We start from the raw sequence: 23,471 nt of genomic DNA, 5'->3' as shown, positions 1-23,471 counted from the left end.
CAAGTAAACGCTCTAACAAGCGCAGGCACATGGACAAAATTTCCGCTGCGCTCCAATTTTTCCTGTGCTGCGAGCGTTATACGCATTTGATAGGTCGAGAGTATTAAACATATGGAAGTTTTAGAGAGTATATTTTGCTTGATTCGTGATACATGGATTCCATTGATATTATCAATATTTCTTGCATATATCGCATTTCAACAAATGGCTACCAACCGAAATAAATTGAGGCTAGATCTTTATACTAAAAGATTCGAGGTTTATCTCTCGGTTCTAAAATTCTATCAAGAATTGATTGAAAACGGTTCAAGTAAAGAAACTCATTTAGACTTTATAGCTAAAAAAGAGTCCGCAAAATTTCTCTTTTCCAAAGTGTAGTGACAAAGTTAATTTGGCCACCTGATTAGAGGTGTTAGTAAATACCTCATAGTAAGACATCTGGATCAATGTTGTATTAGAAGGCAGTCTTATTTCCAAGTAGCGCTGAGTAATACTTTTATGAAATATCACCTTTAGCTGCCACCAAGAAGAAGCCAGCAACACAGTTGCTGGCTTTAATTTCAACATTACCTTCAATGTTTATTCAGTAGAGTCATAGTTTTGGCCATCGTCAACCGCAGGTTTTTTCTTATTGTGACGGACACAGACTTCTACAGTACCAGAATCACTGCCTTCATAGTCTGAGGCTGTGAAGTTGATAAAGTATACTCGTCCATTACTGTTCCCCGAGCGTTCAGCTCTGAGTTGTACCGTACCATCAGCATTAATGACTGCATCAACTGGTGTATCACCATCTCCAGTGCCGTTGGTAGGCTCATCTTGGGTAACACTGTCAATAGTAATCACAGCATTGTCTTCAGGGTCGCTTACTCCAGTAATGCCTACTGTAACCATGTTGTGATTAGGTGGCCAAATACAATCTACAGTCGGTATAGCCGCAGAGGCGAGAGGTGGATCATTTTCATTTTGAACGTTAATAAGAACTTGATCATAGCCAATGCCCCCAAATGGATCTTCTACTGTGAGTTCAAGCTCTATTACTTCACCGCCTGGGCTAACAAACGGAGCAGTGAGTGACGGTGTTGCGGTATTGGCATCGACCAGCACGATACTTGGCCCACTGATTTGTGCCCAACTGTAACTGAGTGAATCGCCATCTGGATCGGAACTGGCGTTACCATTGAGCTGTAATGGGTTATTCTCGTTAACGGTTTTATCCGCGCCGGCATCAGCAACAGGTGGCGTGTTGATGTTAGTCACAGTCACCATTACAGAATCTTGATAATCACTGATTTGATAACCGGGTACTGGCGCATCCATAGGTAAACCATCATCAACCGTTAAGGTAAATACCAATGTTATTTCAGCTAGGGGATCACCGCCATCGATAATTGGGGCAGTAAAGCTTAAAGATGCACTAGTATCGTTACTAAGGCTGACAATGGGGCCAGCGGTTTGCAGCCATGAATAAGTGATTACATCACCATCACTATCGAAACTCGATGTGCCATCTAGATTCACTAGGGAGCCTTCGGATATCGAGACATCTTCTCCAGCATCTGCGACAGGAACATGGTTAATATTCACAATAGATACATTTACGGTGTCCGAAGCAGATAAAGGCTCGCTATCACTCACGGTTAAGCTAAATGATAGAGTTTCCCCGCCTAAAGCTACTTCTGGTGCAACAAAGCTGGCTTGTGCTGAGGTATCATTGCTAATAGTGACATTAGTACCTGCGGTTTGTAGCCATTGGTAGCTGAGTTGATCACCATCTGGGTCTGAACTTGCACTCCCATCTAATATGACCGTTATCCCTTCATTAACTGAGCTATCTAGGCCAGCATCTGCAACGGGCGCTGAATTTAAAGTTTCTAAGGTACAAATTGCAGAACAGCCATCACCACCGGCGATATTACCATCATCACACTGCTCGTTGCCTTGTAATAGGCCATTACCACAAACGTGCCCCTCACAGGCATCGCCTTGACCATTAAAGTTATCATCAAGTTGATCTGGATTAGCATCAAGTGGACAGTTATCAACATTGCCACAAATACCATCACCATCGCCATCATTAGCGGCGTCTAAGGGGCAAGGATCATCATTATTACAAATACCGTCAAAGTCAGCGTCGTTACAGGCTGCACCACCAAAGGTTAAATTAGGGTATTGAGCCCATGGCCACTCAATTACGGTTGAACGACTAAAATCAAGGCTATGTTGGCCTGCTTCAAAGCCTGAGGTAAAGGTTTGAAAGTGATTTACGCCAGGGTGGGGGACACCGTCTAAATTGGCAAAATTACTGTCATAGTTAGGATGGGTATAACATTGAGCGGTTGCAGGAAGGATAGATGGCTGAATCCACCCAGAGAAAGGGTTATATTGACCATCAATAATAATGCCTCCAATAGGCGAAGGCCCTTCACTAGATGAGTGGTAGGTACCAGCATAAAAGGTGGTAACCCCTCCCTGATCTAACCAACAAATTTGTACTGTGTGCGCTTGTGCTTTGGCAATAAAAAATAGGGTTAAAGCTAAAGCTGCTAAAGCTTTATTAGTAAAACTAAGCATGAGCTACTCCATATTTAATAATGTTTTAATTTGGTTTGAAATGTAGCTAACAGATTCTTCGTTAGAACCGAATTGACAATCTTGTTCAAGAACTTTAATCAAGTTTGCAACTTTTTGGGCATCTTCTTGAGTAAGATTATCTGACTGTTGTGCAAATGCAGTTTGATACTCTTGTAGACTGGTTTCACATATCGGGTTAGCTAAAGCGGGTACAAGCAACAAGGGAAGAAATAGACCCCCCAATGCTGTTATCCTTTGTGTGTGTTTCATGATTTTTCCTATATCTATTTTGTAGCTTCCTTGGACCGCAGTTGTTGGTATCGTGTATCACGATAAAGGTATGAGTCTTGTAAAGTCCATTTATCTTGTCCAAGTAAATTCCTTTGCTAGTTTTGACTATTAAATTGGTAAACAATGGCTAGATATTCCATTTAAGTGCTTTTCAGCGTAATGAAAGGTAGTCTATGAACGGGGGGATATCCCCCCCCAAATTGGGGGTAGAAAGGTATGAGATGAAATAAATTTGGTGATTTCGCTATTTTCATTTTTTGCATAAAAGATGAATTGCAACCTTTAACCGTGACACCCATTGGTAAGGCTAATCATGTCTGCCGGTGTTATAGCGCCTAATGCAAGGTTGCTCGATCTTAAGAAATTACAGCGGTGACCACTTGCCTGAGGATTTTGTTATACTGACGGTTTCTTGTCGCGTTTGTCACACTCTCGCCTCGCAACTAAATGAGCTTAAGCCATGTCTATCCAATCATTATTAGCTGATGCATTAACAAAGCGCAGCGATTTACTCTCTGCAACTCAATTACAAAAAACCAATTGTTTTAGGGTTTTCCATGGCACAGTTGAAGGGGTAAATGGTCTTAATATTGACCGTTATGGCGCTGCTTGGCTAATTCAGTCTTTTCATCACACGCTAACCGTTAAAGAGTTAGATGACATCAAAGCACAACTATTGAGCGTAGAGGCATTACCCGTGGTGTATAACGACCGCTCGAATAAAAACTCTAGAGTCCTCAATGACCTCGATAGCGAAACCCAAATTGTGGCCACTACCGAGCAAATCACCCTTGAAAATGGCATTCAATTTAGCTCTAAGCTGCGCCATGAAGGCCAAGACCCCTTGTTATTTTTAGACATGAGGGTGGGTAGAGAGTATGTGCATGCGAATAGCCATAACAAAACCGTGTTGAATTTGTTTTCTTATACCTGTGGCATTGGCACCGCGGCTGCGGTTGGAGGGGCTTCAAAGGTAACGAATGTCGATTTTTCTTCGTTTGCGCTAGCGGCGGGATTACGAAATGCGCAATTAAACGGCGTTGAATCGGTATGCGAATTTGTTCAGAGTGACGCTTTCCCGGCACTTAGGCAGCTTGCTGGTTTGAAAGTGGGCGGTCGTCGTAACCAAAAACTGCCTAAATACCCTAAATTACAGCCACAACAGTTCGATTTAGTTTTCCTTGATCCTCCGCGTTTTGCCAAAAGTCCGTTCGGCATTGTGGATTTGATTAATGACTACCAAGGCTTGTTTAAACCGGCAATGCTGACTACTAAAAGTGGCGGCACCATTGTATGTTGCAACAACGTTGCTAAAGTCGAACGTGAAGCTTGGTTTAACAGCTTGGTTCGTTGTGTTGAAAAACAAGGGCGCAAAGTCAGTAAGCATACCTGGTTAGACTGTCATGACGACTTCCCATCATTCGATGGCAATCACCCCCTAAAAATAGTCGCATTGCAAATTAATTAAGTGGGTATTTATGCTAAATGCACGGTTATTGCTGTGCAAGTATCCTCAGGAAGCTGCTGAGTGATGGCTGTCTGCTATGAATTTCTAATCCATTGAAAGTCATAGCAGCGCTTGCTTGTGGTTATTTAAAGATATCTAACCACTTTGGAAAGGTCTTTATTTGGTTTGATTTTGATTTCACAGCTTGGGGTGCCTAGGTACAGAAAACCTACGATCTCGTCATCGCCTGTAGCGCCTAACGCCTGTTTTACATTATTGTCAAAGGCTGGGGTGCCGGTGCGCCAAATGCCATTGAGGCCTTGAGCTTGGGCTGCCATTTGCATGGCCATAACGGCACAGCCGGCACTGAGATGTTGCTCGATTATCGGCACTTTTGGGTGCTCGCTAACCTTTGCAATAACGACGATGATCATCGGAGCGCGATAGGCCATAACTTTGGCTTTATCAATACTGGCTTGGGGTTCAGCTCGCTTGTGGGCGGCATCCACTAAGATATCAGTGAGTTTCGCTAAGCCTTCATCTTGAACGACAATGAATTCCCAAGGGGATAAATTGGCATGATCTGGGGCGCGACTGCCAGCCTGCAAGATAGTTTGAAGTTGTTCAGCATTTGGAGCTGGAGCGGTCAGTTTCGGGCACGATTGTCGTTGTAATAATAGTTCTAGGGCTTGCATGATTTCTCCTTAGCAATCAGCTTATGAGTTTATCATTTAACCTAATAGCGCTAAAACCTAAAATCCCAATTTTTTAAAATTTAACCGGCACTGACAAGGATTATTATGTTTACCAGTTTCAAAACATGTTGGTACAGGCTGAAGGTTGTTATGGTTAACCATGGGTTATCACAATAATCGTTTTCTATCGTTGAACTATCTGGCTAAACTTATGTCATAAAAGCATTAAAATTTTATGACTTAATCACACTACAATATTGTTTGCTAACCTGCCCAGATAAATTCAGCTAGAGTTAAGGGGGGCTTGGGTATAGTGTTAACTTATTGTAAATCTTAAATTGGGGGCCCAATGCGCATTCTAATCGTTGAAGATGATCCATTGCTATCACATCACTTAAAAGTGCAATTATCTGAATTAGGTAATATGGTACAAGTGGCACATAATGCCGAAGAGGGGCTGTATCAAGCAACCAACTACCCGATCGAGGTAGCGGTGGTGGATCTGGGGTTACCAGATGAGGATGGTTTAACGCTTATTAATAAAATCCGGGCGGCAGGAGTTAAAGCCCCAATTTTGATTTTAACGGCGCGTGTTAATTGGCAAGATAAAGTGGCAGGGTTAAATGCCGGTGCAGATGACTATCTTGTTAAACCTTTTCAGAAAGAAGAGTTGGTGGCCCGCTTAAATGCTTTAGTAAGACGCAGTGCAGGTTTTGTTAAAACGGTCATTAGTTGTGAATCATTAGAAATGGATCTCGCGGCTAAGCAGGTTAGCCTTAATGGTGAGCCAATGGAGATCACTGCCTTTGAATACCATATCCTTGAATATCTAATGCGTCACAACCAGGAAGTGGTGTCTAAGCAAAGATTGCTGGATGTACTTTATGGTGACAAAGAGGGAGATCCCAATACCATTGAGGTTATGGTTAGCCGTCTGCGTAAGAAATTATCAAACGGCGGAATTGAAAATCCAATTGCTACCATTCGTGGTCAGGGTTACAAATTCAACCTCACTTGCAGTTAAGGTTGAGGGCACAAACTTCTTTTATGCTTGCCAATAAAGCCCTAATACATAAACTGAAACCCAAGCCAAGAATGCTGGCAAGGGTTTTTGCTGTTTCGATTTCCATTATTTCTTTAGTGGGATTTGGCTTAGCTTACTTTATGATCAGTCAATATGAGCAAAAAGCTTATAATCAGCAAACGGCTGAGCTCATTGCCGATATCCCCAGTATTGTCGCGCTGTTACAGCACAATCAGTTATTGCCCAAAGATGGTAATTGGTTACAAGAGAATTTAGCCGATACAGATTATATTATTGCGACTTGCTCTAGTGATTATCAGCAAGTATGGACATCGAAGATTGCCACCCAGCGAGGATTAACGGATGCCTGTAGACGGTTTAAGAGTTTAGCCCACCAACCTCCATATTTTACTCAGCTAAATGATGGCTTAAATTATTTTATATTTTTGTTACCAGTAGAGCTACGGGACACCAGTTATCGGGTGCTGATCCTAAAAGACACTCATGTTTTAGAACAACAGTACGATGATTATGTTAAAGCAACATTAGTTCAGCTGTTGGTTATTTTAGCTATCACTATTGGCTTTTTAGCGGCAGCAGCATATTGGGGAACCAAGCCAATTGGACGAATGCAAAGGCAATTACAGTCAATAACCCATGGCAAACGAAGTCAATTGTCTCAAGATTACCCAGCTGAGCTAGAAGGGGTAACTCAAGCTCTAAACCAATTATTACAGCAATCAAGTTCGCAAACCGAGCGCTATCAAAATGCCATTAATGACTTGGCCCATAGCCTTAAAACCCGTTTAGCGGCAGTGCACGCTTTAATGAGTGATGAACAGCTTACAAGAAAAGATCTTTACGATAGGGTAATGGACCAAGTTGGACAGATGGATTTATTGGTCAAATATCAACTAAAGCGAGCGATGTTGGGGCGTCAAGGTTTACAACAAGAAACAACTTTGATTAAAGAAGTTGCCGTTCAGATCACCAATATGTTGGATAAAGTTTATCAAGAGAAGCGGGTACAGTTAAGTTTGCATATTGATGAGAACTGTACCTTTCCGGGTGATAAAGGTGATTTAATGGAGCTGATCGGTAATATGCTTGAGAATGCTTATAGGCTGAGTATTTCCCAAGTAAGGTTGACCGCTTATGTCCGTGAACAATTGTTGCATATTTTAATTGAAGATGATGGCCCAGGTGTTGACCCGGCAATGCGCTCTAAAATTCTGCAGCGTGGGGTTAGGGCGGATACTAAAACCCCAGGGCAAGGCATTGGCTTGGCAGTTTGCGCTGAAATTATTAATAGTTATGGTGGTCAACTCACTATTGATGATTCCGATCTTGAAGGGGCTAAGTTTGAAATCAAACTCCCTCTGAACTAAGCGCCGTAGGCGCGAAGTATAGGGCGCTTTGCTCCGAGAGCGCCTTCGGCTTCGAGATCGTGCTTCGCACTCCGAGGGCGTCACTTCGTGACTGCGAGGAAAAGCAGTTGTTAGTACGGAAATTTTCTTTGGTGTGAACTCTAATAAATTCAGCCTCTACGACACCCACTAAAGCGAAGCGTACTGAAGCAGCGTAGCTGCGTGCCAAAGGGCTTGGCCCGTGCTAAAGGCGAAGCCGTACTCTTACCTCGAGCTGCGTAGCAGCGTTCTCGAAGGCGCAGCCGCTCTCGATTCTCGCTTCTATAAGCTGGTGCTAAATTAAAGCCATCCTTTACGCTTAAAGAACAAGTAGGTGGCGCCAGCGCTGGCAAACATCATGGCGACAGCCATTGGATAGCCAAACATCCAATCGAGTTCTGGCATATTTTTGAAGTTCATGCCGTAAGCACTGGCAATAACGGTTGGTGGTAAGAACACCACTGCGGCAACCGAGAAGATTTTAATGATTTTGTTCTGTTGCAGACCACTAATACCGACAGCGGCTTGGAGCATGAAGTTTAGTTTGTCAAAAATAAACTGGCTGTGTGGCATCAACGAATCAATATCCGAAAGCATCTCTTTGAGGTCTTTGACATCTTCAGAATCTAGACGGCGACGGACATAACGGTTGATGTACCTTAGAGCGCGTTGGGTATCGAGCAGTGAAAGCCTGATTTTACCATTGGCATCTTCTTGTTGGGTAATGAGCTTGACTACATCATCTAACTCTTCTTGTTTGAAAACGTCTTCACTTAGTCCTTCCAGAACCGTATAAACGTCTTCAATTAAGTCACTTAAATATTCAACTTTTAGGTTAAACATTTCTAATAACAGCTCGATTGGGGTGATAACTTCAATACGACCTAAGCGCAGGTAGTTACGTAATAAACGCACCAAGCCGACATCTTCTTCACGAATGGTGATTAATAGATCATCACGCAGGTTAAAAGACACGTTAATGGCTTTGAGTTCGTGGCCGACGCGCTGCGGGAAAAGAGAGTTAATATGCACACCATCACCATCGCGATAAAAACGCGCTGATGCTTCAATTTCTTTTATGTCTTCTTCTTCGGGTGCTTCTTCCACAAAATAGCTGTTAAGCCATTGGCGCTCGTCTTCTTCTGGTTTGAAAACATCAAGCCAAAGGGTGCCTTCAGGCAAAGTATCGCTAGTGGTTAATTCTTGTTGAATTAGTCTTTGGTTATCGAATAAATAAGCTGTGATCATGCCCCCTCCACATTGACTGATGCCAATTAATCACAATGGGCTAGAGTCTACAGAAAAATAATCAGAATGATAAGTAAATAAAACGAAATATGAATGACTTACAGCTAAAAACTAACAGTTTTAAGGCATTAACCACTTAAGCGCTTTGACGGCTCATATCCGCTGGCTCTTTAAAGCCGTTGCTCGCCCCTTACGGTGGTTAAATTTTGAACTTAACTCGGTTGTTCGTATCTCGGCTGGACTTAATCAGCTCATCCGAAGCGCTAAATTGATGGGTTTTAACGCTGCGATCATATAAAACCACATTGGCACTAGCGGCTAGATTCAAGCAGCCTTCGGTTGCAATGTAGATAGCTTGGTGACATTGGTCGATAACATCCTGACCAATGGTGCCGTCTTCTGGGCCAAAAATGTAATAAGCATTTTCGGGGTGCTCAAACATATGCAAAGGGATAGCGCCTTCGATCAAATCAACGCAAATGATAGTAGCCCCCTGTGGTGCGGCCGCGATGATATCGGTGACTTGCTCAATATTAATTTTATTTTCCATGCCTTTAGTGTCAGGCTGATATTGAGCCGCTCTGTGGTAGCGCTCACCGGTATAGTAAACATTGTCAACATTGAAGCAGCCACAGGCGCGTAAAATGGTACCGACATTAGTTGGTGTTTTGGGATTAATGAGTCCTAAGGTGGCTTGTTTGCCCATGTGCTTAAACTTATGATAAAAATTTGGCGGCAATTTTAGCAGGATTATCCAGTTTTAGGTAAGATACCACTGATAAAGAATGTAAGCAGGTTATAAGAAATGTTCACAGGCATCGTGGCTGGCATGGCCAAAGTAGAAAAAATCATCAAAAAGCAAGATTTTCAAACCCATGTATTGAAAATGCAGCCGCAGTGGTTACAAGGGCTGGAGGAGGGCGCATCGGTTGCCCATAATGGTTGTTGCTTAACCGTGACCCAGATTGATGGTGACTTGGTGAGTTTTGATGTGATCAAACAAACCCTCGCCGTCACCAATTTGGCCAGTTTGCAGCCTGGAGACTGGGTTAATATTGAACGAGCAGCCCGATTTGGTGATGAAATTGGTGGCCATAGTATGTCAGGGCATATTTTCTGCCTAGGCACCGTAACCCAAGTGATTGATACTGACAACAACCGTAAGGTATGGATAGACTTACCAGAAGCGGCTCGTAAATATGCATTATTACGAGGCTACATTGGTATTGATGGTTGCAGTTTAACCATTAGCGATACCAGTGCTAGCGGCTTTTGCGTGGATTTAATTCCCGAAACCCTAACTAGAACCTTGATGGGTAAGGTACAAATAGGCAATAAGCTTAATATAGAGGTAGACCCTCAAACCCAAGCGATTGTCGATACGGTGGAACGGGTATTAGCGTCAAGGGCTCAATAATACTCGTTGTCCGAATCGATGGTTAACTCTACATTCATGTTTTGCTCATTAATGTGCATGTGGCAATGCACTGGGTTGCAGCAGGTTGGGCAGTCTTCAATGTAATCTTGATCCCCCGCGGTGGCGTCAAGGGTTAAGGTAAAAGGCTGTCCGCAAAAAGGACAGCTGACATTTTTATGGTTAACTAATAGCATGATCAGGCTCCCTGATAGCCAACTGCTGTGCGCCCCCCATCAACACTAATAGTTTGTCCACTAATATACGGTGCGTCACAGGCTAAAAAGGCAACGGTTTTCGCAATATCATTAGGGTGCCCAGCTTTGTTCAGCGGGATTTGATTAATGATGTCTTGCTGATTTATTTCGTCACCAGCCGAAGGCCACAATATCGCACCAGGCGATACCCCATTGACTCTGATCTCAGGCCCAAGCTCCACAGCTAATGACAGAGTCGCACTATGTAAAGCAGCCTTTGACATACAGTATAGTACATGGTGCTTAAGAGGTTTATGGTGATGGATATCAATCAGATTGATAATACAGCCTTGTTGTTGTTTTAATGGCTTTGCCAGTGCCTGACTAAGTAGTACAGGCGTTGTGGCGTTAACGGCCATAATCGCAGCGGCATCAGTCGCTTCTATGGTGCCAATTGGCGTTTTCGGAAATACTGAAGCGTTATTAACTAACAAGTCGATATGGCCAAAACAGTCTAAACATTGCTGTGCAAATTCAGCCACAGCGGCCGTTTGGCTCAAGTCAAAGGCAATGGTTTTGGCACTGTTTTCGCGCCATTGATTAAGCTCAGTTGCTAATTGTTGGGCTTGTTGATGTGAGTGTTGATAATGAATGATCAGATTATAACCACGCTGATGTAATTCAAGGGCGATGGCTTTGCCAATTCTTTTGGCGGCGCCGGTAATTAATGCAACAGGGGCCATTGCTGATTCCTTTGGTGAATGGGTTTAATTAATCATAACAGAATGATTTGAAATAAAATCATCAATTATTTACGTTCGTCTCAAATATCAGGCTCAAGCTGGTAGCAATAAATTTTACCATTAGGTATCATTAGCACCTTCTGTTGGACTATGCTTTTTTTGCCGTCTGTAGGGCGAAAGGTCAGTCCACAAAGTTTTATTTTATTTATAAATCTACGTGGCCTTTGGTAGAGGTCACCACTGGAGTAATTTTATATGCCAATTATTACACTTCCTGATGGCTCAACTCGTGAATTCGAACAAGCCGTTTCAGTTTTAGACGTTGCCGCTTCGATTGGTCCTGGCTTGGCCAAAGCAACCATTGCGGGCCGTGTTAACGGTGAACGTGTTGATGCATGCGATCTTATCGAACAAGATGCTTCCCTAGAAATCATTACTAACAAGGATAACGAAGACGGTCTAGAGATCGTACGTCACTCTTGTGCTCATCTTCTAGGCCATGCAATTAAGCAGCTTTTCCCAGATGTTAAAATGGCGATTGGTCCTACCATCGACAATGGTTTTTACTATGACATCGACTTAGAGCACTCTATTACTCAGGAAGATCTTGATGCGCTAGAAAAGCGTATGAAGGAACTTGCTAAAACTAAATACCAAGTGGTTAAGAAGAAAGTAAGCTGGCAACAAGCTCGTGATACTTTTGAAGCCCGTGGTGAAACATACAAGATGGAAATCTTGGATGAAAACGTCAGCCGTGACGACCGACCAGGTCTATACCACCATGAAGAATACGTAGACATGTGTCGTGGTCCACACGTACCTAACATGGGTTTTTGTCAGCACTTTACCCTACTTAACGTAGCGGGTGCCTACTGGCGTGGTAACTCAGACAATAAGATGTTACAGCGTATTTATGGAACGGCATTCCACGACAAGAAAGCCCTGAAAGCGCACTTAACACGTCTTGAAGAAGCGGCTAAGCGTGACCACCGTAAAATTGGTAAGCAACTTGACCTGTTTCATATGCAGCAAGAAGCACCAGGAATGGTGTTCTGGCATCATAATGGCTGGTCTATTTTCCGCGATTTAGAAGTATTTGTTCGTGAAAAGTTGACTGAGTACGACTACCAAGAAGTAAAAGGCCCACTGATGATGGACCGTGTACTTTGGGAGCGTTCTGGTCATTGGGATAAATACAGCGATGCGATGTTTACAACCCATTCTGAGAACCGTGACTACGCCATTAAGCCAATGAACTGCCCAGGACATGTGCAGATTTTCAATCAAGGTCTAAAATCGTACCGTGATCTGCCTTTGCGTATGGCCGAATTTGGTTCATGTCATCGTAACGAGCCTTCTGGTGCATTACATGGTATCATGCGCGTTCGTGGCTTTACTCAAGATGATGCGCATATCTTCTGTACTGAAGATCAGATACAAGAAGAAGTCAGCGGCTGTATTAAAATGGTCTATGACACATACAATACTTTCGGTTTTGAAAATATTGTGGTTAAGTTGTCAACTCGTCCAGAACAGCGTGTTGGTTCTGACGAAATTTGGGATCGTTCTGAGCAAGCTCTGATTGAGGCCCTAGAAGCCATGGAGATCAAATATGAGATCCAAGAAGGTGAAGGTGCATTCTATGGTCCTAAAATTGAGTTCACTTTGTACGATTGTTTAGATCGAGCGTGGCAGTGTGGTACAGTTCAGCTAGACTTTAACTTACCAACCCGTCTTGATGCGACTTACGTAGGTGAAAGCAACGAGCGTAAGATCCCTGTAATGATCCATCGTGCGATTTTAGGTTCATTAGAGCGCTTTATCGGTATTTTGATAGAAGAATATGCAGGCCGTTTCCCAACTTGGTTGTCGCCAGTGCAGGTAATGGTGATGAATATTACCGATAAACAAAGCGATTATGTGAACGAAGTCGTACAAAAACTAAGCAAAAGTGGTATTAGAGCTAAATCGGACTTGAGAAATGAGAAGATTGGCTTTAAAATTCGCGAGCACACTCTAAAGCGCGTCCCATATCTTCTAGTGGTCGGTGATCAAGAAATGGAAAATGGTGAAGTTGCTGTGCGTACCCGTGACGGTGTCGATTTGGGTAAATTTAAAGTTGAAGACTTTGCAAAAGTGCTCAACAAAGAAATATCGAGCCGTAGTCTAAAACTCTTGGAGGAATAAGTCATAAAAGGCAATAACAAAAGAGCCCCTAAACAGGCTGAAAATAGAATCAATGGCGACATTCGTGGTATTACTGAAGTTCGTCTTGTTGGTATTGAAGGTGAAGCACTAGGTGTGGTCCCTTTAAACCAGGCTCAGCAATTAGCCGATGAATACGGCGTAGATTTGGTAGAAATTAGTCCAAACGCTGAGCCACCAGTCTGTAAGGTGATGGACTACGGCAAATTCTTGTTCGAGAAAGCGAAAGCTCAAAAAGAACAGAAGAAGAAGCAAAAGCAGATTCAGGTTAAAGAAGTAAAATTCCGTCCTGGAACTGACGAAGGCGATTATCAGGTAAAACTGCGCAACCTGATTCGCTTCCTAGAAGGCGGTGACAAAGCGAAAGTAACGCTACGTTTCCGTGGGCGTGAAATGGCCCACCAATCTCTTGGGTTCGATTTATTAAATCGTATCAAAGACGATTTGGCTGAAATTGCATCGGTAGAAGCGTTTCCAAAAATGGAAGGCCGCCAAGCCGTAATGGTGCTTGCACCAAAGAAAAAATAGTATAGGCCCCATTAAAAAGTAGCGTGCAAGTTACCTTGTGCGCTCGCCTTGCTGTTGTCATTAACTACTTAACAATGCGGAGTTATGCATGCCTAAGTTAAAAACAAACCGTGGTGCTGCTAAGCGCTTCAAAAAAACCGCTAATGGTTTTAAGCGTAAGCAAGCTCACTTGCGTCATATTTTGACCAAGAAGTCTACCAAGCGTAAACGTCATCTACGTAACAAGTGTCTTGTTGCTAAAGTAGATGTTGCATCAGTTAGCCGTATGCTACCTTTCGCTTAATCACAGGAGATATAGAAGATGCCTAGAGTTAAGCGCGGTGTAACCGCACGTGCACGTCACAAGAAGATTCTTAAACAAGCTAAAGGTTACTACGGAGCTCGTTCACGCGTTTATCGCGTAGCTGCTCAAGCGGTAACTAAAGCTGGTCAATACGCATACCGTGACCGTCGTCAGAAGAAACGTCAATTCCGTCAACTATGGATTGCTCGTATCAATGCTGCGTCACGTCAAAACGGTTTATCTTACAGCCGTCTAATTAACGGCCTTAAGAAAGCTTCTATCGAAATCGATCGTAAGATCCTAGCTGACATTGCTGTATTCGACCAGGTAGCATTTGCTGCACTAGTTGCTAAAGCAAAAGAAGCTCAAGCTTAATCGCTGAATTCGATATGCATTATAAAAGGGAGCCCTCGGGCTCCCTTTTTGTGTTTTAGACGGGTATTGCGACTAAGGGGCAAGGTTGCTTTGCTGCTGGTAGGCTTGCCACTTTACCAGCCGTCAGGGGTAATAAACACTTCATGTTGAGATTGGGCGTCAAAGGCCATTTGGGCTTTTTCTGTTGCCATGTAGGGTTGCTGTGGAGCTAGCTGGGGCAGGGGCCAATAGTGCTTTTCAACCAAATTAAGTTGCTGTTGATGAAGCTGCTGTTGATGCAACCATATCCCTTGTTTATGGCCCTGTTGTAGCATAGGCTCAAATTCTGCTGTGCTGCCCTTTGGCCAGTAAATTGCCCCTCTGGAAAAACCATAGGCATGATCTATGCAGATCCCTTGTTTAAGCAAAACCTCTTTGGCCGTTTCGGTTTCTCTTAAGCGCAATTGTTTAGTGTGCATGTGTTGCCACTTTTTATCGAGGGAATCGTTCTTATTGGGCCCTAAGAAGCACCAGCCATTGTCACTGGTATTGCTTGGTTTTGCCAGATAGTACTTGATGGTTGCTTCTATATGTTGTACTTCATTATTAGGTAAGTAATGTACAATAAAGTCAAAAGCTCCAAGAGTTTTGCCTTGATGATGGATTTGCAAATTGTGGGCAAGTAACTGGTAATCTGGATGATAACTGAAAAAATGGAGCAATAAGTCCTCAAACACAAAGCCAAGCCTTTTATTACTAGGCTGAAACCTTGGTACATTATTTAGGCCAACATGCATAGTGTTAGCTTGGGAGCGAGGGAAATGGAATGGTTCTGGAAAGGCCATTAATTCAGGGCTAGAGCAAAGCCAGTGTAACCAAGGGCACATAGAAAGCTATGATTAAGTTATAAAAAAGCCCACTTAAAAGTGGGCTAATTCAAAATCAAAAACCGCGAGGCAGAGTACTGTTTTTGTCAGCAGATAACTTTTCTGCCCAAACTTGTTTCCAAGTTTTACCGCCATTGCTGCCAGTGGCTTTAACTGCTTTTTTGGCTTTGGGCGCAGCTTTTTTAGCTGGAGCCGCTTTTTTCGGTGTCGCGTTTGCAACGGGTGCCGCTGCTTCTGCAGCTGGAGCGTCACCGACTAAAGATTCAGCGTATTGTTGAAGATCAGCTAGACGTAAACCCTTGCCACCATCAACCTTATACCAGCCACCTTTGGCTTCAACTTCTGGAGTACGGCCAAATTTAGCTTCAAAGTTTTTAGTCACTAGTGCAATTACTTCATCTTTGTTTAGTGTCGTCATGGAAAACCTAACTGTTTATTTAGTGAATTAAATAAAGGTGTATTTATACTTTATGTTAATGAAAAAGTCCAATTTTTAACGGCTTAGACTTTCACACCCAAGAAAAAGGCTATCATTTATCAAAAGCTTTGCTGACGTATCAGGCTTAGATACAATAAAGAAAAAGATAAATGGTAAACCCACATGACAATTAAAACGACCGACTTAGTTAACTACCTAAGTAAATACTTACAAGTTGATAAATTTAAAGATTACGCACCTAATGGCCTACAGGTAGAAGGTAAGCAAACCATTAGAACGCTCGTTACTGGGGTTACTGCATGCCAAGCTTTAATAGATAAAGCCATCGAATTGGATGCTGATGCCATCCTGGTCCATCACGGTTTTTTTTGGAAAGGGGAAAACCCAGTACTGACTGGCATGAAAGCAAAACGTATCAAAGCGTTAATGCAAAACGATATCAATTTATTGGGTTATCACTTGCCTATTGATGCTCATAATGAGTTAGGTAATAACGCCTTGCTTGGTCAAAAACTTGGCTTAATTGATGTGGCGATTGATGCCAACACTCCTCAAGATTTACTTTGGACTGGAAAGTTATCTAAGCCTATGACGCCAGATGAACTTGCTCAGCATATTGAGCAAGTTCTTGATAGAGCGCCATTACATTTAGCGGCTGAGTCATCATTGATCGAAACTATTGCCTGGTGCACCGGTGGCGCTCAAGATTACATCGACGCGGCCGCGGCTCTGCAAGTTGATGCTTTTATTAGTGGTGAAGCTTCTGAACGAACCTTTCACCAAGCTGCAGAATTAGGCGTTCATTATTTTGGAGCAGGTCATCATGCTACCGAACGCTATGGAATTGAAGCTTTGGGTGCCCATCTAGCGCAAGAATTTAATCTAGATTGGCACCATGTTGATATTAATAATCCAGTTTAGAGGCACTTTTTGGGTTTAGGCAGGCCAGCGATCTTGGTGGCTTGCTTTGCAGGGCCTTTAGGGAAGAGTTTAAATAGGTAGATGGAATTGCCTTTCTCTGGCCCTAATGATTGCGCCATGGCTTTGACTAGGGCGCGAATGGCTGGGCTGGTTTTGTACTCTAAGTAAAAATCGCGCACAAAATTGACCACTTCCCAATGGGCATCGGTGAGTTCGATGCCTTCTTCTTGGGCTAATAGCGGCGCGAGTGATTCTTGCCAGTCGCTTACATTAGCGAGGTAGCCAAGTTTATCTCTTTGTATTGTATCTAATGCAGACATCTAGTGACTCCAACTGATCACTTTTTCGTGGGAAAGGGTTAATTGAACCAGTTGTTCTAGGTCAATCAATTGAACTTGCTCGCAAACCTTGGTTTGCAAGCTGCGGCTTACAATATCTTGCGCCATTGCCACCACTTTGGTTTGCTTAAATTGCGCTAGTAGCTGCGGTTGACAGGCCAGTAACACTCCAGTCTCACTCAGCACTAGGGTATCATCGGGGCCTAAAAGTTTGGCACAGGCATTGAGGGCATTGTTGTCACTTGGGGTAACGCTAAATTTATGTAATATCATTAAAATACCACCACTTGGTCGGCAGCCCTAAGGCATTGCTGCATTTGCATATTATCAACAAATTCGACATCTAGCTGAGTATCGTCAACCGTGATGCTCCTTGCATTGGCGCTTTGCTGGCAAACATAGATATCTTCAATATCGTAAAATGGTAATGCCTTTAATGAAGCTAAGTAGTCTTTTTGACCAATGCTCTCAGGGGTTTGCGCTGGCAAAATGTGGTAAACGCCATCTTCAATAAAGATAAGTGTTACTTGCTGTTCATAGCTGGCACATAACATTGCAGCTTCTAAGCCTTCACGACCTTTACTATTTGCAAAAGGGCTTGAGGTAAAGATATAGACCACCGATTTCATTAAAATTGCACCAATTTATCTGACGATTCTATAGCAGTGACTAAATCGCCTAAGCCTGCCGCTAAATAAGGTTTCGCTAAGTTATGACTAGATAAGTCGTTGGTTTCGGCATCTTCTTTAGAGACCACCCCACGACGTAGGGCTGCAGAGGCACATACAACGAGTTCAAAATTGTTATCGGTTGCCAATTGTTGCCATTGCTGGCCCATATTTAACTCATCAGTTTGATGGGTAGTTAACGCATTACCATGATCCACCCCTTGCTGATAGAAAAATACCTTAGTAATAGGGTGACCTTGCTTTAACACTGCAGTGGCAAATTGATAGGCCGAATGGCTCGATTGATTCGAGTATTGGCTTTGATTTATTAAAAGGGCGAATTTTTGCATAAAAAAATGGCTCCTGAAATTCAGCAGCCATTTTAGCATTTCTTTTTAGCTTAAGTCACTTAAGGACTTAATCATCACTGCTAAAGCCCAGCAGGTGCAGTAATGAAAGGAACAAGTTTAAGAAGTTTAAGTACAATGAAATAGTGGCACGAATGTAGTTGGTTTCTCCACCATTGACGATACGGCTAGTATCATAAAGAATTAGGCCGGTCATGATCATGGCGACGCCCGCATTGAGAGCCATAAACATTGCAGAGGATTGCACGAAGATGTTTACGATCCCCAGTACAATCGCCACAATTAGGCCAGCAAACAAAAAACCACCCATAAATGAGAAATCTTTCTTAGTGGTGACCGCGTAAGCCGATAAACTCAAGAAAATTACGGAGGTTAAACCGAGGGCCTGCATAATGAGCTCTGGGCCGTGAGCCATACCTGCATAATAGTTAAGTATCCAACCTAATGATGCGCCTTCTACGCCAGTAAAAGCAAAAATCCAAAACAGACCTGATGCACCTTCAGCTTTTCGAAGAGTGACAAACAGTAGGATTAAACCGCCAATGGATAAACCTAATCCCATCATTGGGCTGATGCCAATGCTCATAGAAATCGCTGCAGTGATAGCGGAAAACAGTAAAGTCATAGACAATAATAAATAGGTATTTTTTAACACCTTATTCATGCCTTCGACTTTGCCATAAGTAGCAGAGTATTGATTATTCATATTCATTCCTTATGAAGTAACGATTATACCGGTTAGATTGAAAACTTCCTTTAAAGTTCATTCTGTCTACAATGGACGTTTTGTTCAAGTGTATTTTTGTATAAAAATCATTATTTTTTATTTATTTTTAAACAATACGTTTAAAAACCATGCAGTTGATCAGTTTTTTTATAAGAAACACTTTACTCATTCTTAGGATGCCACTATTATTCATCCCGCTTCGGAGAGATGGCTGAGTGGTTGAAAGCACCGGTCTTGAAAACCGGCATAGGTTAATAGCCTATCTAGGGTTCAAATCCCTATCTCTCCGCCACATAAGAAAAACCCGCTACTTGTTAGCGGGTTTTTTCGTATTAAGCTCAGGTTAATAGCAGCTCTTTATCTTGAGGGTTCAAATTCCTATCACTTTGCCACATTAAAGCCCGCTCAAGTGAGCGGTTTTTTTGCTATTAACTTTGATGGTATGGCTTATTTCGTTGAATTGATAAGTTTAAAACTTAAACCGGCATTTTTTTCTAACCTTTGTAGCAGTGTGTTACCGTATAAGGCTGCTGGTGTCCAGAATCCGCCTTTTGTTTCTGGCGAGGTGTGCAGCAGACAAATAGCGGATTCAAGGATCATCCTAGAGGTGCTGCCGTAGCCGGGATCTTTATCGCCACAGACTTGAGCTTCGATAATATTTCCTGATTGGGTTTTACCGAGCAAATGCATTTCGAACATGCCTTTATGTTGTTGTTCAGCTGTGGGCCCTTGACCTGGTTTAGGAAGAAACTTTTTAAGGAGCCACCTTGTGGGAGCGACAGCCGCTAAAATCATAAACCACTTCAACCCAAAGCCCATTTTATTGGCGGCTTTTTTTGCTTTTTCACCCTTGCCCATTTTTGAGGCTTCTAAGTATTTGAAATCATCTCCGTAGGCGTTGTTAAGTAATGCGTTAGAGCGATGCACCACTTTAGTATTAGCTAAGGCCATCACAAATGGGCCAAGGTAGGCATTAAAGTCTTTGTCGTACTTGGCTTTGCTGACAGAATCTTGTTTAGCGCTAAATCCATGATTTTTTGGACAGAAACTAAAAGGGTTTAACAGTACTTTGCGAATGGATTTGTCTTTAGCGGCCTCTTTGGCAATATTAAAGGCACTGGCAATAGTACCACCACTGGCGCCACCCTTAATTTTGGCGACCACGTTTTTCACTTCTTTACAGGGTTCACCGTATTGAGACTTGGCCTGTTGCTGGACAAAGTAGGTCCCTAAATCCGAAGGGATAGAATCAAAGCCACTGCTTGGTACTATGCGGGCACCGGTCTCGACGGCTTTATCATGGTATTTATCTAGCATGGCCTTATACCAGTGGCTTTCACCGGTAAGATCGCAGTAATCTGTGCCGGTATAGGCGCAAACCTTAACTAAGGTTTCACCGTACAGGGCATAAGGGCCAACAGTTGATAAAATCACCTTGGCAGAGTTAGCCATTTGGGTAAGGGCTTGTTCATCAAAGCTGTCTGCCACCATATGATCAACATCTTGGGCTTTATGTTTCTGTTTTAGCTCAAGTAATTTAGCTTCATTTCTGGCCGCGAGGGCAAAAGTAAATTCACTCTGGTCGCGGTAGCGCTCCATTAAGTAACCGGTGATAATGTCACCTACAAAGCTGGTGGCACCGTAAATGACGATGTCGTATTTTTTATCCATTGTGATGTATTCCTAGTTATTCCACATAATGTATTCGTCGTCTTGTTCAAACCATTTCTCGCCACTTTTATCAATAGAAACAGGGGCCAATAAAATAGACTGGGCAACGGGTTCCACTGCATTGGCAAAATGTTCATCAATCAAGCTTCTTAGGCTGGCCAGTTTGTCGGTTTCTGTGGCGATTAAATTGTTTTTTTCTGTTGGGTCGACATTGAGGTTGTAGAGAAATTCCTGCCCAGATGCTGGGTTAAGCTGGAGTTTCCAGCCTGACTGTTGTACCGCACGGTAGCTGCCTGTCGACCAAAACATGGCATCATTGTTACGGGTAAAGGCCTTGTCATCTTGTGACCAAAGTGGGGCAAGATCGACACCGTCATAGTCTCTGTCACTTGGTAAATCGACGCCAGCTGCGGCTGCCAGAGTCGGCATTAAATCATAATGGATAACCGGCTCATCAATGGTGGTACCTGGGGCAATTTTACCCGGCCACCTAATCGTGTATGGCACGCGAATGCCCCCCTCAAAGAAGGTGTTCTTCCACCCGCGGTAGGGCTTATTCAGATCGTCAATGGCGACATAATCAGCACCGCCGTTATCACTGGTGAGCACCACTATAGTGTTTTCACTCAAGCCCTGTTGTTCGAGTTTGGCCATAATGTTGCCGACCGAGCGATCCAAAGAATACAGCATGGCAGCATAAACCCGTTTATGGTGTGGGGTAATATCCCCTACGGCTTGATAATCACTGCGTGTTGCTTGAATAGGATTATGCGGTCCCCAATGGGCTAAATACAAAAAGAAAGGGCGATTGCTGTTGGCTTCAATCGCACGCTCAGCTTGATTGGAAAAGTAGTCGGTTAAATAACCTTTTGGTTCAAACCAGGGGCCGTTATTCCAAACCACGGCATAATTCATGCCCGCCCATAAAAATCGGTCAATGGCTGAGCTATCAACAAACCCATTTACCGCTTCAGGATGTTCGATAGGCAGGTATAGCCCTGAACCCATCATTAGGCTCTCGTCAAAACCCTGAGCATTGGGGTTCATGGTTTGGTTGCGGCCAAGGTGCCATTTACCTATATGTAAAGTACGGTAGCCAGCTTTTTTCAAAACTTCTGCGATGGTCAGCTCTTGACCGGGTAAACCACGATTTTCGAAGTCTGGGTTGGCTTTATCAGCTTCAGGGTAATAAATAGCTTTAGGTCTATCCCGCAGGTCAGAATTAGCAATAGTGACAATCATTCGGCCCATATTTTTTGGGGTAGGGGTGACATCATAACCGGTACGGGTGGAATCTCGCCCGGTCATCATCGCTGCCCGTGCCGGAGCACAGTTTGCGTGGGCAGAATAACCATTAGTAAAGATGGCGCCCTGGGCAGCAAGTTTGTCAATGTTAGGGGTTGGGATCATGCCGCCGCCATAGGTGGACACGTCATTAATACCCATATCATCCATCACAATCATGACGATGTTAGGCTGGTCTGACTGGATCGCATCGCCACTTTGCCAGCGAATATCTTGGTTGCCAGCAATTTGTCTTTGCTGGCTTCTTTCAGTGGCAAGGTGTAATAAGATTTCGATGCGATTAAACCATACTAGGGTAGAGGCAATCACAATAAAACCAACAAATACAAAGAGTATCTTTTTCCACATAGTTATTCCCTAATAATGTTGCTTTCTATACAGTGAGAAACTTTTTAATTTGAACGGCCAATTCATGCGGTGCTTCTTCAGGTGAGAAATGTCCTACCCCTATGAGTTTGCTATGGGCTTGACCACGACAACCTGGAATATGTTTTTGCAGTACTTGAGACATTCCTCGAGTGACAGGATCATGGGTGCCAAAAACAGTCACAAAAGGTTTATCAAAGTCAGCCAGCTTTGCCCAGGCGGCTTTATTGGCGGCGGTGCCAGGGTTATCCGGGCTAATGGCAATCAATTGCGGAAAAGCTAATATTCCTGCTTGGTATTTTATGGACGGAAAGGGGGCTTTAATGGCGGCGAATTCTGCCTTAGATAACCCCTTAGAGACCATGGCCCTTTTCAGCCCTAAAGTCCAAGGGAAGCTTGGCATAAAGCGCATAATTCGTAGCCACCAAATCAACCATTTGTTGCCTTTGCCAATAGGCAGTCCGGTGTTAGTGGCAAACACTTTTTCAAAGCGTTCTGGGAAGTCTGCCACCAGTTTTAACCCTAGGGTGCCGCCCCAGTCCTGGCAGACTAAGGTGATGTCATTAAGGTCGTTGGCTATCAGCCATTTGGATAGCCATTGATGGTGGCGGGCTAGGGTATAGTAGTTACGCTTCGCCGGCTTATCAGAGCGGCCGCAGCCAACCAAATCTACCGCAATAATGCGTCGACCTGAATCTTTTAATGCGTTGATTACATGACGATAAATATAGGACCAAGTCGGATTGCCATGCATTAATAAAATGGGTTTAGCATCTTTAGGGCCAATATCAATACTGTGAATACGAATTGGGGTACCGTCATCGTCGTTAATGGTGGTGTAGCTAGGCTCGAAGTCGTAATCGGCAAGATTTTGAAAGCACTCATCGGGAGTGCGCAGTATGTTCATGACCATTATTTGAACTCCTTTCGGGGAGTCAATGACAGCAGCAGCATAATGCAAAGTATGATAAACAATGGCCAAGCGGTGGCGCCAGCAGGAGCTGTGCCCTCAACAGGGATGGGTTTATTGCTCATGCTAAATAATCGAAATAGCTGCCCCACTAAAGTAAGTAAAATAAGCAGCGGAATCATGGCGCGGTACTTAATAATGGCGATTACATGCAAGATAGCGGTAACCAGTTGCACAAAACCCCATAGGGCAAATATACCAATGACAGCATTGGCTCCATCGTGACTAAAGCTGTCTAAGGGAATAGTCGCAATTGACTGGGCCCCACCATCTGGGGCAAGGGCATGGATTAATGCGCGGCCAATAAAGACCACAGTAAGCAGACAAAACAACCAAAGTGCCAACTTATGGCCTCGGTATTGATTGTCGATGATTTTGGGAAATAATAACGCCATGTTCATG

The 23,471-nt window shown here is 43.4% G+C and carries 27 protein-coding genes and 1 tRNA gene; 10 read left to right on the top strand and 18 right to left on the bottom strand.

Annotated elements, in window-relative coordinates:
- Positions 1 to 579: 579 nt before the first annotated feature.
- Positions 580 to 2,574, bottom strand: a complete 1,995-nt coding sequence (locus tag GFB48_RS03155) for a PKD domain-containing protein (protein ID WP_163931030.1) — start codon at positions 2,572 to 2,574, stop codon at positions 580 to 582.
- Between the two features lie 3 nt (positions 2,575 to 2,577).
- Positions 2,578 to 2,844: a hypothetical protein gene (locus tag GFB48_RS03150; RefSeq protein ID WP_163931028.1), complete on the bottom strand. Its 267-nt coding sequence runs from the start codon at positions 2,842 to 2,844 to the stop codon at positions 2,578 to 2,580.
- A 481-nt stretch (positions 2,845 to 3,325) separates the two neighbouring features.
- On the opposite strand from GFB48_RS03150, the gene GFB48_RS03145 reads away from it, so the two are divergent.
- Complete coding sequence (locus tag GFB48_RS03145) at positions 3,326 to 4,333, top strand: class I SAM-dependent rRNA methyltransferase (RefSeq protein WP_163931026.1); 1,008 nt, start codon at positions 3,326 to 3,328, stop codon at positions 4,331 to 4,333.
- 125 nt (positions 4,334 to 4,458) lie between these two features.
- Here GFB48_RS03145 and GFB48_RS03140 read toward each other — a convergent pair whose 3' ends face one another.
- A complete protein-coding gene (locus GFB48_RS03140) occupies positions 4,459 to 5,007 on the bottom strand; it encodes an NAD(P)H nitroreductase (protein WP_163931024.1) in 549 nt (182 codons plus the stop codon).
- 349 nt (positions 5,008 to 5,356) lie between these two features.
- Between GFB48_RS03140 and GFB48_RS03135 the strand changes: the two genes are divergently transcribed.
- Positions 5,357 to 6,031 carry a response regulator gene (locus tag GFB48_RS03135; RefSeq protein ID WP_163931022.1) on the top strand — a complete coding sequence of 225 codons (675 nt, stop codon included), beginning with the start codon at positions 5,357 to 5,359 and terminating at the stop codon, positions 6,029 to 6,031.
- A 23-nt stretch (positions 6,032 to 6,054) separates the two neighbouring features.
- Positions 6,055 to 7,419, top strand: coding sequence for an ATP-binding protein (locus GFB48_RS03130; protein ID WP_163931020.1), 1,365 nt, complete (start codon positions 6,055 to 6,057; stop codon positions 7,417 to 7,419).
- A 318-nt stretch (positions 7,420 to 7,737) separates the two neighbouring features.
- Here GFB48_RS03130 and corA read toward each other — a convergent pair whose 3' ends face one another.
- Both corA and GFB48_RS03120 read right to left on the bottom strand, forming a co-directional pair.
- A complete protein-coding gene (corA, locus tag GFB48_RS03125; RefSeq protein ID WP_163931018.1) occupies positions 7,738 to 8,685 on the bottom strand; it encodes a magnesium/cobalt transporter CorA in 948 nt (315 codons plus the stop codon).
- A 199-nt stretch (positions 8,686 to 8,884) separates the two neighbouring features.
- Positions 8,885 to 9,391 carry an RNA methyltransferase gene (locus GFB48_RS03120; protein WP_163931016.1) on the bottom strand — a complete coding sequence of 169 codons (507 nt, stop codon included), beginning with the start codon at positions 9,389 to 9,391 and terminating at the stop codon, positions 8,885 to 8,887.
- A 99-nt stretch (positions 9,392 to 9,490) separates the two neighbouring features.
- Here GFB48_RS03120 and GFB48_RS03115 point away from each other — a divergent pair, with 99 nt between their 5' ends.
- Entirely contained in the window at positions 9,491 to 10,102 is a 612-nt protein-coding gene (locus GFB48_RS03115) for a riboflavin synthase subunit alpha (RefSeq protein WP_163931014.1), read from the top strand.
- Here the strand turns inward: GFB48_RS03115 and GFB48_RS03110 are convergent.
- Both GFB48_RS03110 and GFB48_RS03105 read right to left on the bottom strand, forming a co-directional pair.
- The gene (locus GFB48_RS03110; RefSeq protein WP_163931012.1) at positions 10,096 to 10,296 is read right to left on the bottom strand and encodes a CPXCG motif-containing cysteine-rich protein; all 201 of its coding nucleotides are present in this window, start codon (positions 10,294 to 10,296) and stop codon (positions 10,096 to 10,098) included. The genes GFB48_RS03115 and GFB48_RS03110 overlap by 7 nt on opposite strands.
- 2 nt (positions 10,297 to 10,298) lie before the next feature.
- On the bottom strand, positions 10,299 to 11,039 hold the full coding sequence (locus tag GFB48_RS03105) for a pteridine reductase (protein ID WP_163931010.1): 741 nt from the start codon (positions 11,037 to 11,039) through the stop codon (positions 10,299 to 10,301).
- A 255-nt stretch (positions 11,040 to 11,294) separates the two neighbouring features.
- On the opposite strand from GFB48_RS03105, the gene thrS reads away from it, so the two are divergent.
- The 4 genes from thrS (at position 11,295) to rplT (ending at position 14,430) form a co-directional block, all read left to right on the top strand.
- Positions 11,295 to 13,226 carry a threonine--tRNA ligase gene (thrS, locus tag GFB48_RS03100; protein ID WP_163931009.1) on the top strand — a complete coding sequence of 644 codons (1,932 nt, stop codon included), beginning with the start codon at positions 11,295 to 11,297 and terminating at the stop codon, positions 13,224 to 13,226.
- A 3-nt stretch (positions 13,227 to 13,229) separates the two neighbouring features.
- Complete coding sequence (gene infC / locus GFB48_RS03095; protein WP_163931049.1) at positions 13,230 to 13,772, top strand: translation initiation factor IF-3; 543 nt, start codon at positions 13,230 to 13,232, stop codon at positions 13,770 to 13,772.
- 88 nt (positions 13,773 to 13,860) lie between these two features.
- The gene (rpmI, locus tag GFB48_RS03090) at positions 13,861 to 14,055 is read left to right on the top strand and encodes a 50S ribosomal protein L35 (RefSeq protein ID WP_163931007.1); all 195 of its coding nucleotides are present in this window, start codon (positions 13,861 to 13,863) and stop codon (positions 14,053 to 14,055) included.
- Between the two features lie 18 nt (positions 14,056 to 14,073).
- Positions 14,074 to 14,430, top strand: a complete 357-nt coding sequence (rplT, locus tag GFB48_RS03085; protein WP_163931005.1) for a 50S ribosomal protein L20 — start codon at positions 14,074 to 14,076, stop codon at positions 14,428 to 14,430.
- 113 nt (positions 14,431 to 14,543) lie between these two features.
- On the opposite strand, the gene GFB48_RS03080 is transcribed toward rplT, so the two are convergent.
- Both GFB48_RS03080 and GFB48_RS03075 read right to left on the bottom strand, forming a co-directional pair.
- On the bottom strand, positions 14,544 to 15,296 hold the full coding sequence (locus GFB48_RS03080) for a DUF1853 family protein (protein ID WP_256377980.1): 753 nt from the start codon (positions 15,294 to 15,296) through the stop codon (positions 14,544 to 14,546).
- Between the two features lie 55 nt (positions 15,297 to 15,351).
- On the bottom strand, positions 15,352 to 15,714 hold the full coding sequence (locus GFB48_RS03075) for a hypothetical protein (protein WP_163931001.1): 363 nt from the start codon (positions 15,712 to 15,714) through the stop codon (positions 15,352 to 15,354).
- Between the two features lie 189 nt (positions 15,715 to 15,903).
- Between GFB48_RS03075 and GFB48_RS03070 the strand changes: the two genes are divergently transcribed.
- A complete protein-coding gene (locus tag GFB48_RS03070; protein ID WP_240464819.1) occupies positions 15,904 to 16,656 on the top strand; it encodes a Nif3-like dinuclear metal center hexameric protein in 753 nt (250 codons plus the stop codon).
- Here the strand turns inward: GFB48_RS03070 and GFB48_RS03065 are convergent.
- The 5 genes from GFB48_RS03065 to GFB48_RS03045 all read right to left on the bottom strand — a co-directional run bounded on the left by GFB48_RS03065 (position 16,653) and on the right by GFB48_RS03045 (position 18,736).
- Positions 16,653 to 16,976 (bottom strand): TusE/DsrC/DsvC family sulfur relay protein, encoded by a 324-nt coding sequence (locus GFB48_RS03065; RefSeq protein WP_163930997.1) that lies wholly within the window; start codon positions 16,974 to 16,976, stop codon positions 16,653 to 16,655. The two genes, GFB48_RS03070 and GFB48_RS03065, sit on opposite strands and share 4 nt — an antisense overlap.
- Positions 16,977 to 17,267, bottom strand: a complete 291-nt coding sequence (gene tusB, locus GFB48_RS03060; RefSeq protein WP_163930995.1) for a sulfurtransferase complex subunit TusB — start codon at positions 17,265 to 17,267, stop codon at positions 16,977 to 16,979. It abuts the gene before it with no gap.
- Positions 17,267 to 17,623 (bottom strand): sulfurtransferase complex subunit TusC, encoded by a 357-nt coding sequence (gene tusC / locus GFB48_RS03055; protein WP_163930993.1) that lies wholly within the window; start codon positions 17,621 to 17,623, stop codon positions 17,267 to 17,269. The genes tusB and tusC overlap by 1 nt, the downstream gene beginning before the upstream one ends.
- Positions 17,623 to 18,012, bottom strand: coding sequence for a sulfurtransferase complex subunit TusD (tusD, locus tag GFB48_RS03050; protein ID WP_163930991.1), 390 nt, complete (start codon positions 18,010 to 18,012; stop codon positions 17,623 to 17,625). Before tusD ends, tusC begins: the two co-directional genes overlap by 1 nt.
- Positions 18,013 to 18,079: 67 nt before the next feature.
- Positions 18,080 to 18,736 carry a Bax inhibitor-1 family protein gene (locus tag GFB48_RS03045; protein WP_240464818.1) on the bottom strand — a complete coding sequence of 219 codons (657 nt, stop codon included), beginning with the start codon at positions 18,734 to 18,736 and terminating at the stop codon, positions 18,080 to 18,082.
- 222 nt (positions 18,737 to 18,958) lie between these two features.
- On the opposite strand from GFB48_RS03045, the gene GFB48_RS03040 reads away from it, so the two are divergent.
- Positions 18,959 to 19,049, top strand: a tRNA-Ser gene (locus GFB48_RS03040).
- 155 nt (positions 19,050 to 19,204) lie between these two features.
- Here the strand turns inward: GFB48_RS03040 and GFB48_RS03035 are convergent.
- From GFB48_RS03035 to GFB48_RS03020, 4 genes are read right to left on the bottom strand one after another with little or no spacing between them, the layout of a single operon-like run.
- Positions 19,205 to 20,428, bottom strand: coding sequence for a trans-acting enoyl reductase family protein (locus GFB48_RS03035; protein ID WP_163930987.1), 1,224 nt, complete (start codon positions 20,426 to 20,428; stop codon positions 19,205 to 19,207).
- A gap of 12 nt (positions 20,429 to 20,440) precedes the next feature.
- Positions 20,441 to 22,081, bottom strand: coding sequence for a sulfatase-like hydrolase/transferase (locus tag GFB48_RS03030; protein WP_163930985.1), 1,641 nt, complete (start codon positions 22,079 to 22,081; stop codon positions 20,441 to 20,443).
- 25 nt (positions 22,082 to 22,106) lie between these two features.
- A complete protein-coding gene (locus GFB48_RS03025) occupies positions 22,107 to 23,012 on the bottom strand; it encodes a haloalkane dehalogenase (protein ID WP_205597667.1) in 906 nt (301 codons plus the stop codon).
- A complete protein-coding gene (locus GFB48_RS03020) occupies positions 23,012 to 23,470 on the bottom strand; it encodes a hypothetical protein (protein ID WP_163930983.1) in 459 nt (152 codons plus the stop codon). The genes GFB48_RS03025 and GFB48_RS03020 overlap by 1 nt, the downstream gene beginning before the upstream one ends.
- Position 23,471 lies beyond the last annotated feature (1 nt).

The organism is Paraferrimonas sp. SM1919, from assembly GCF_010993985.1.
Lineage (GTDB): Bacteria > Pseudomonadota > Gammaproteobacteria > Enterobacterales > Shewanellaceae > SM1919.
The sequence above is the reverse complement of the archived record's forward strand: the minus strand, read 5'-3'. Positions and strand labels throughout refer to the sequence as shown.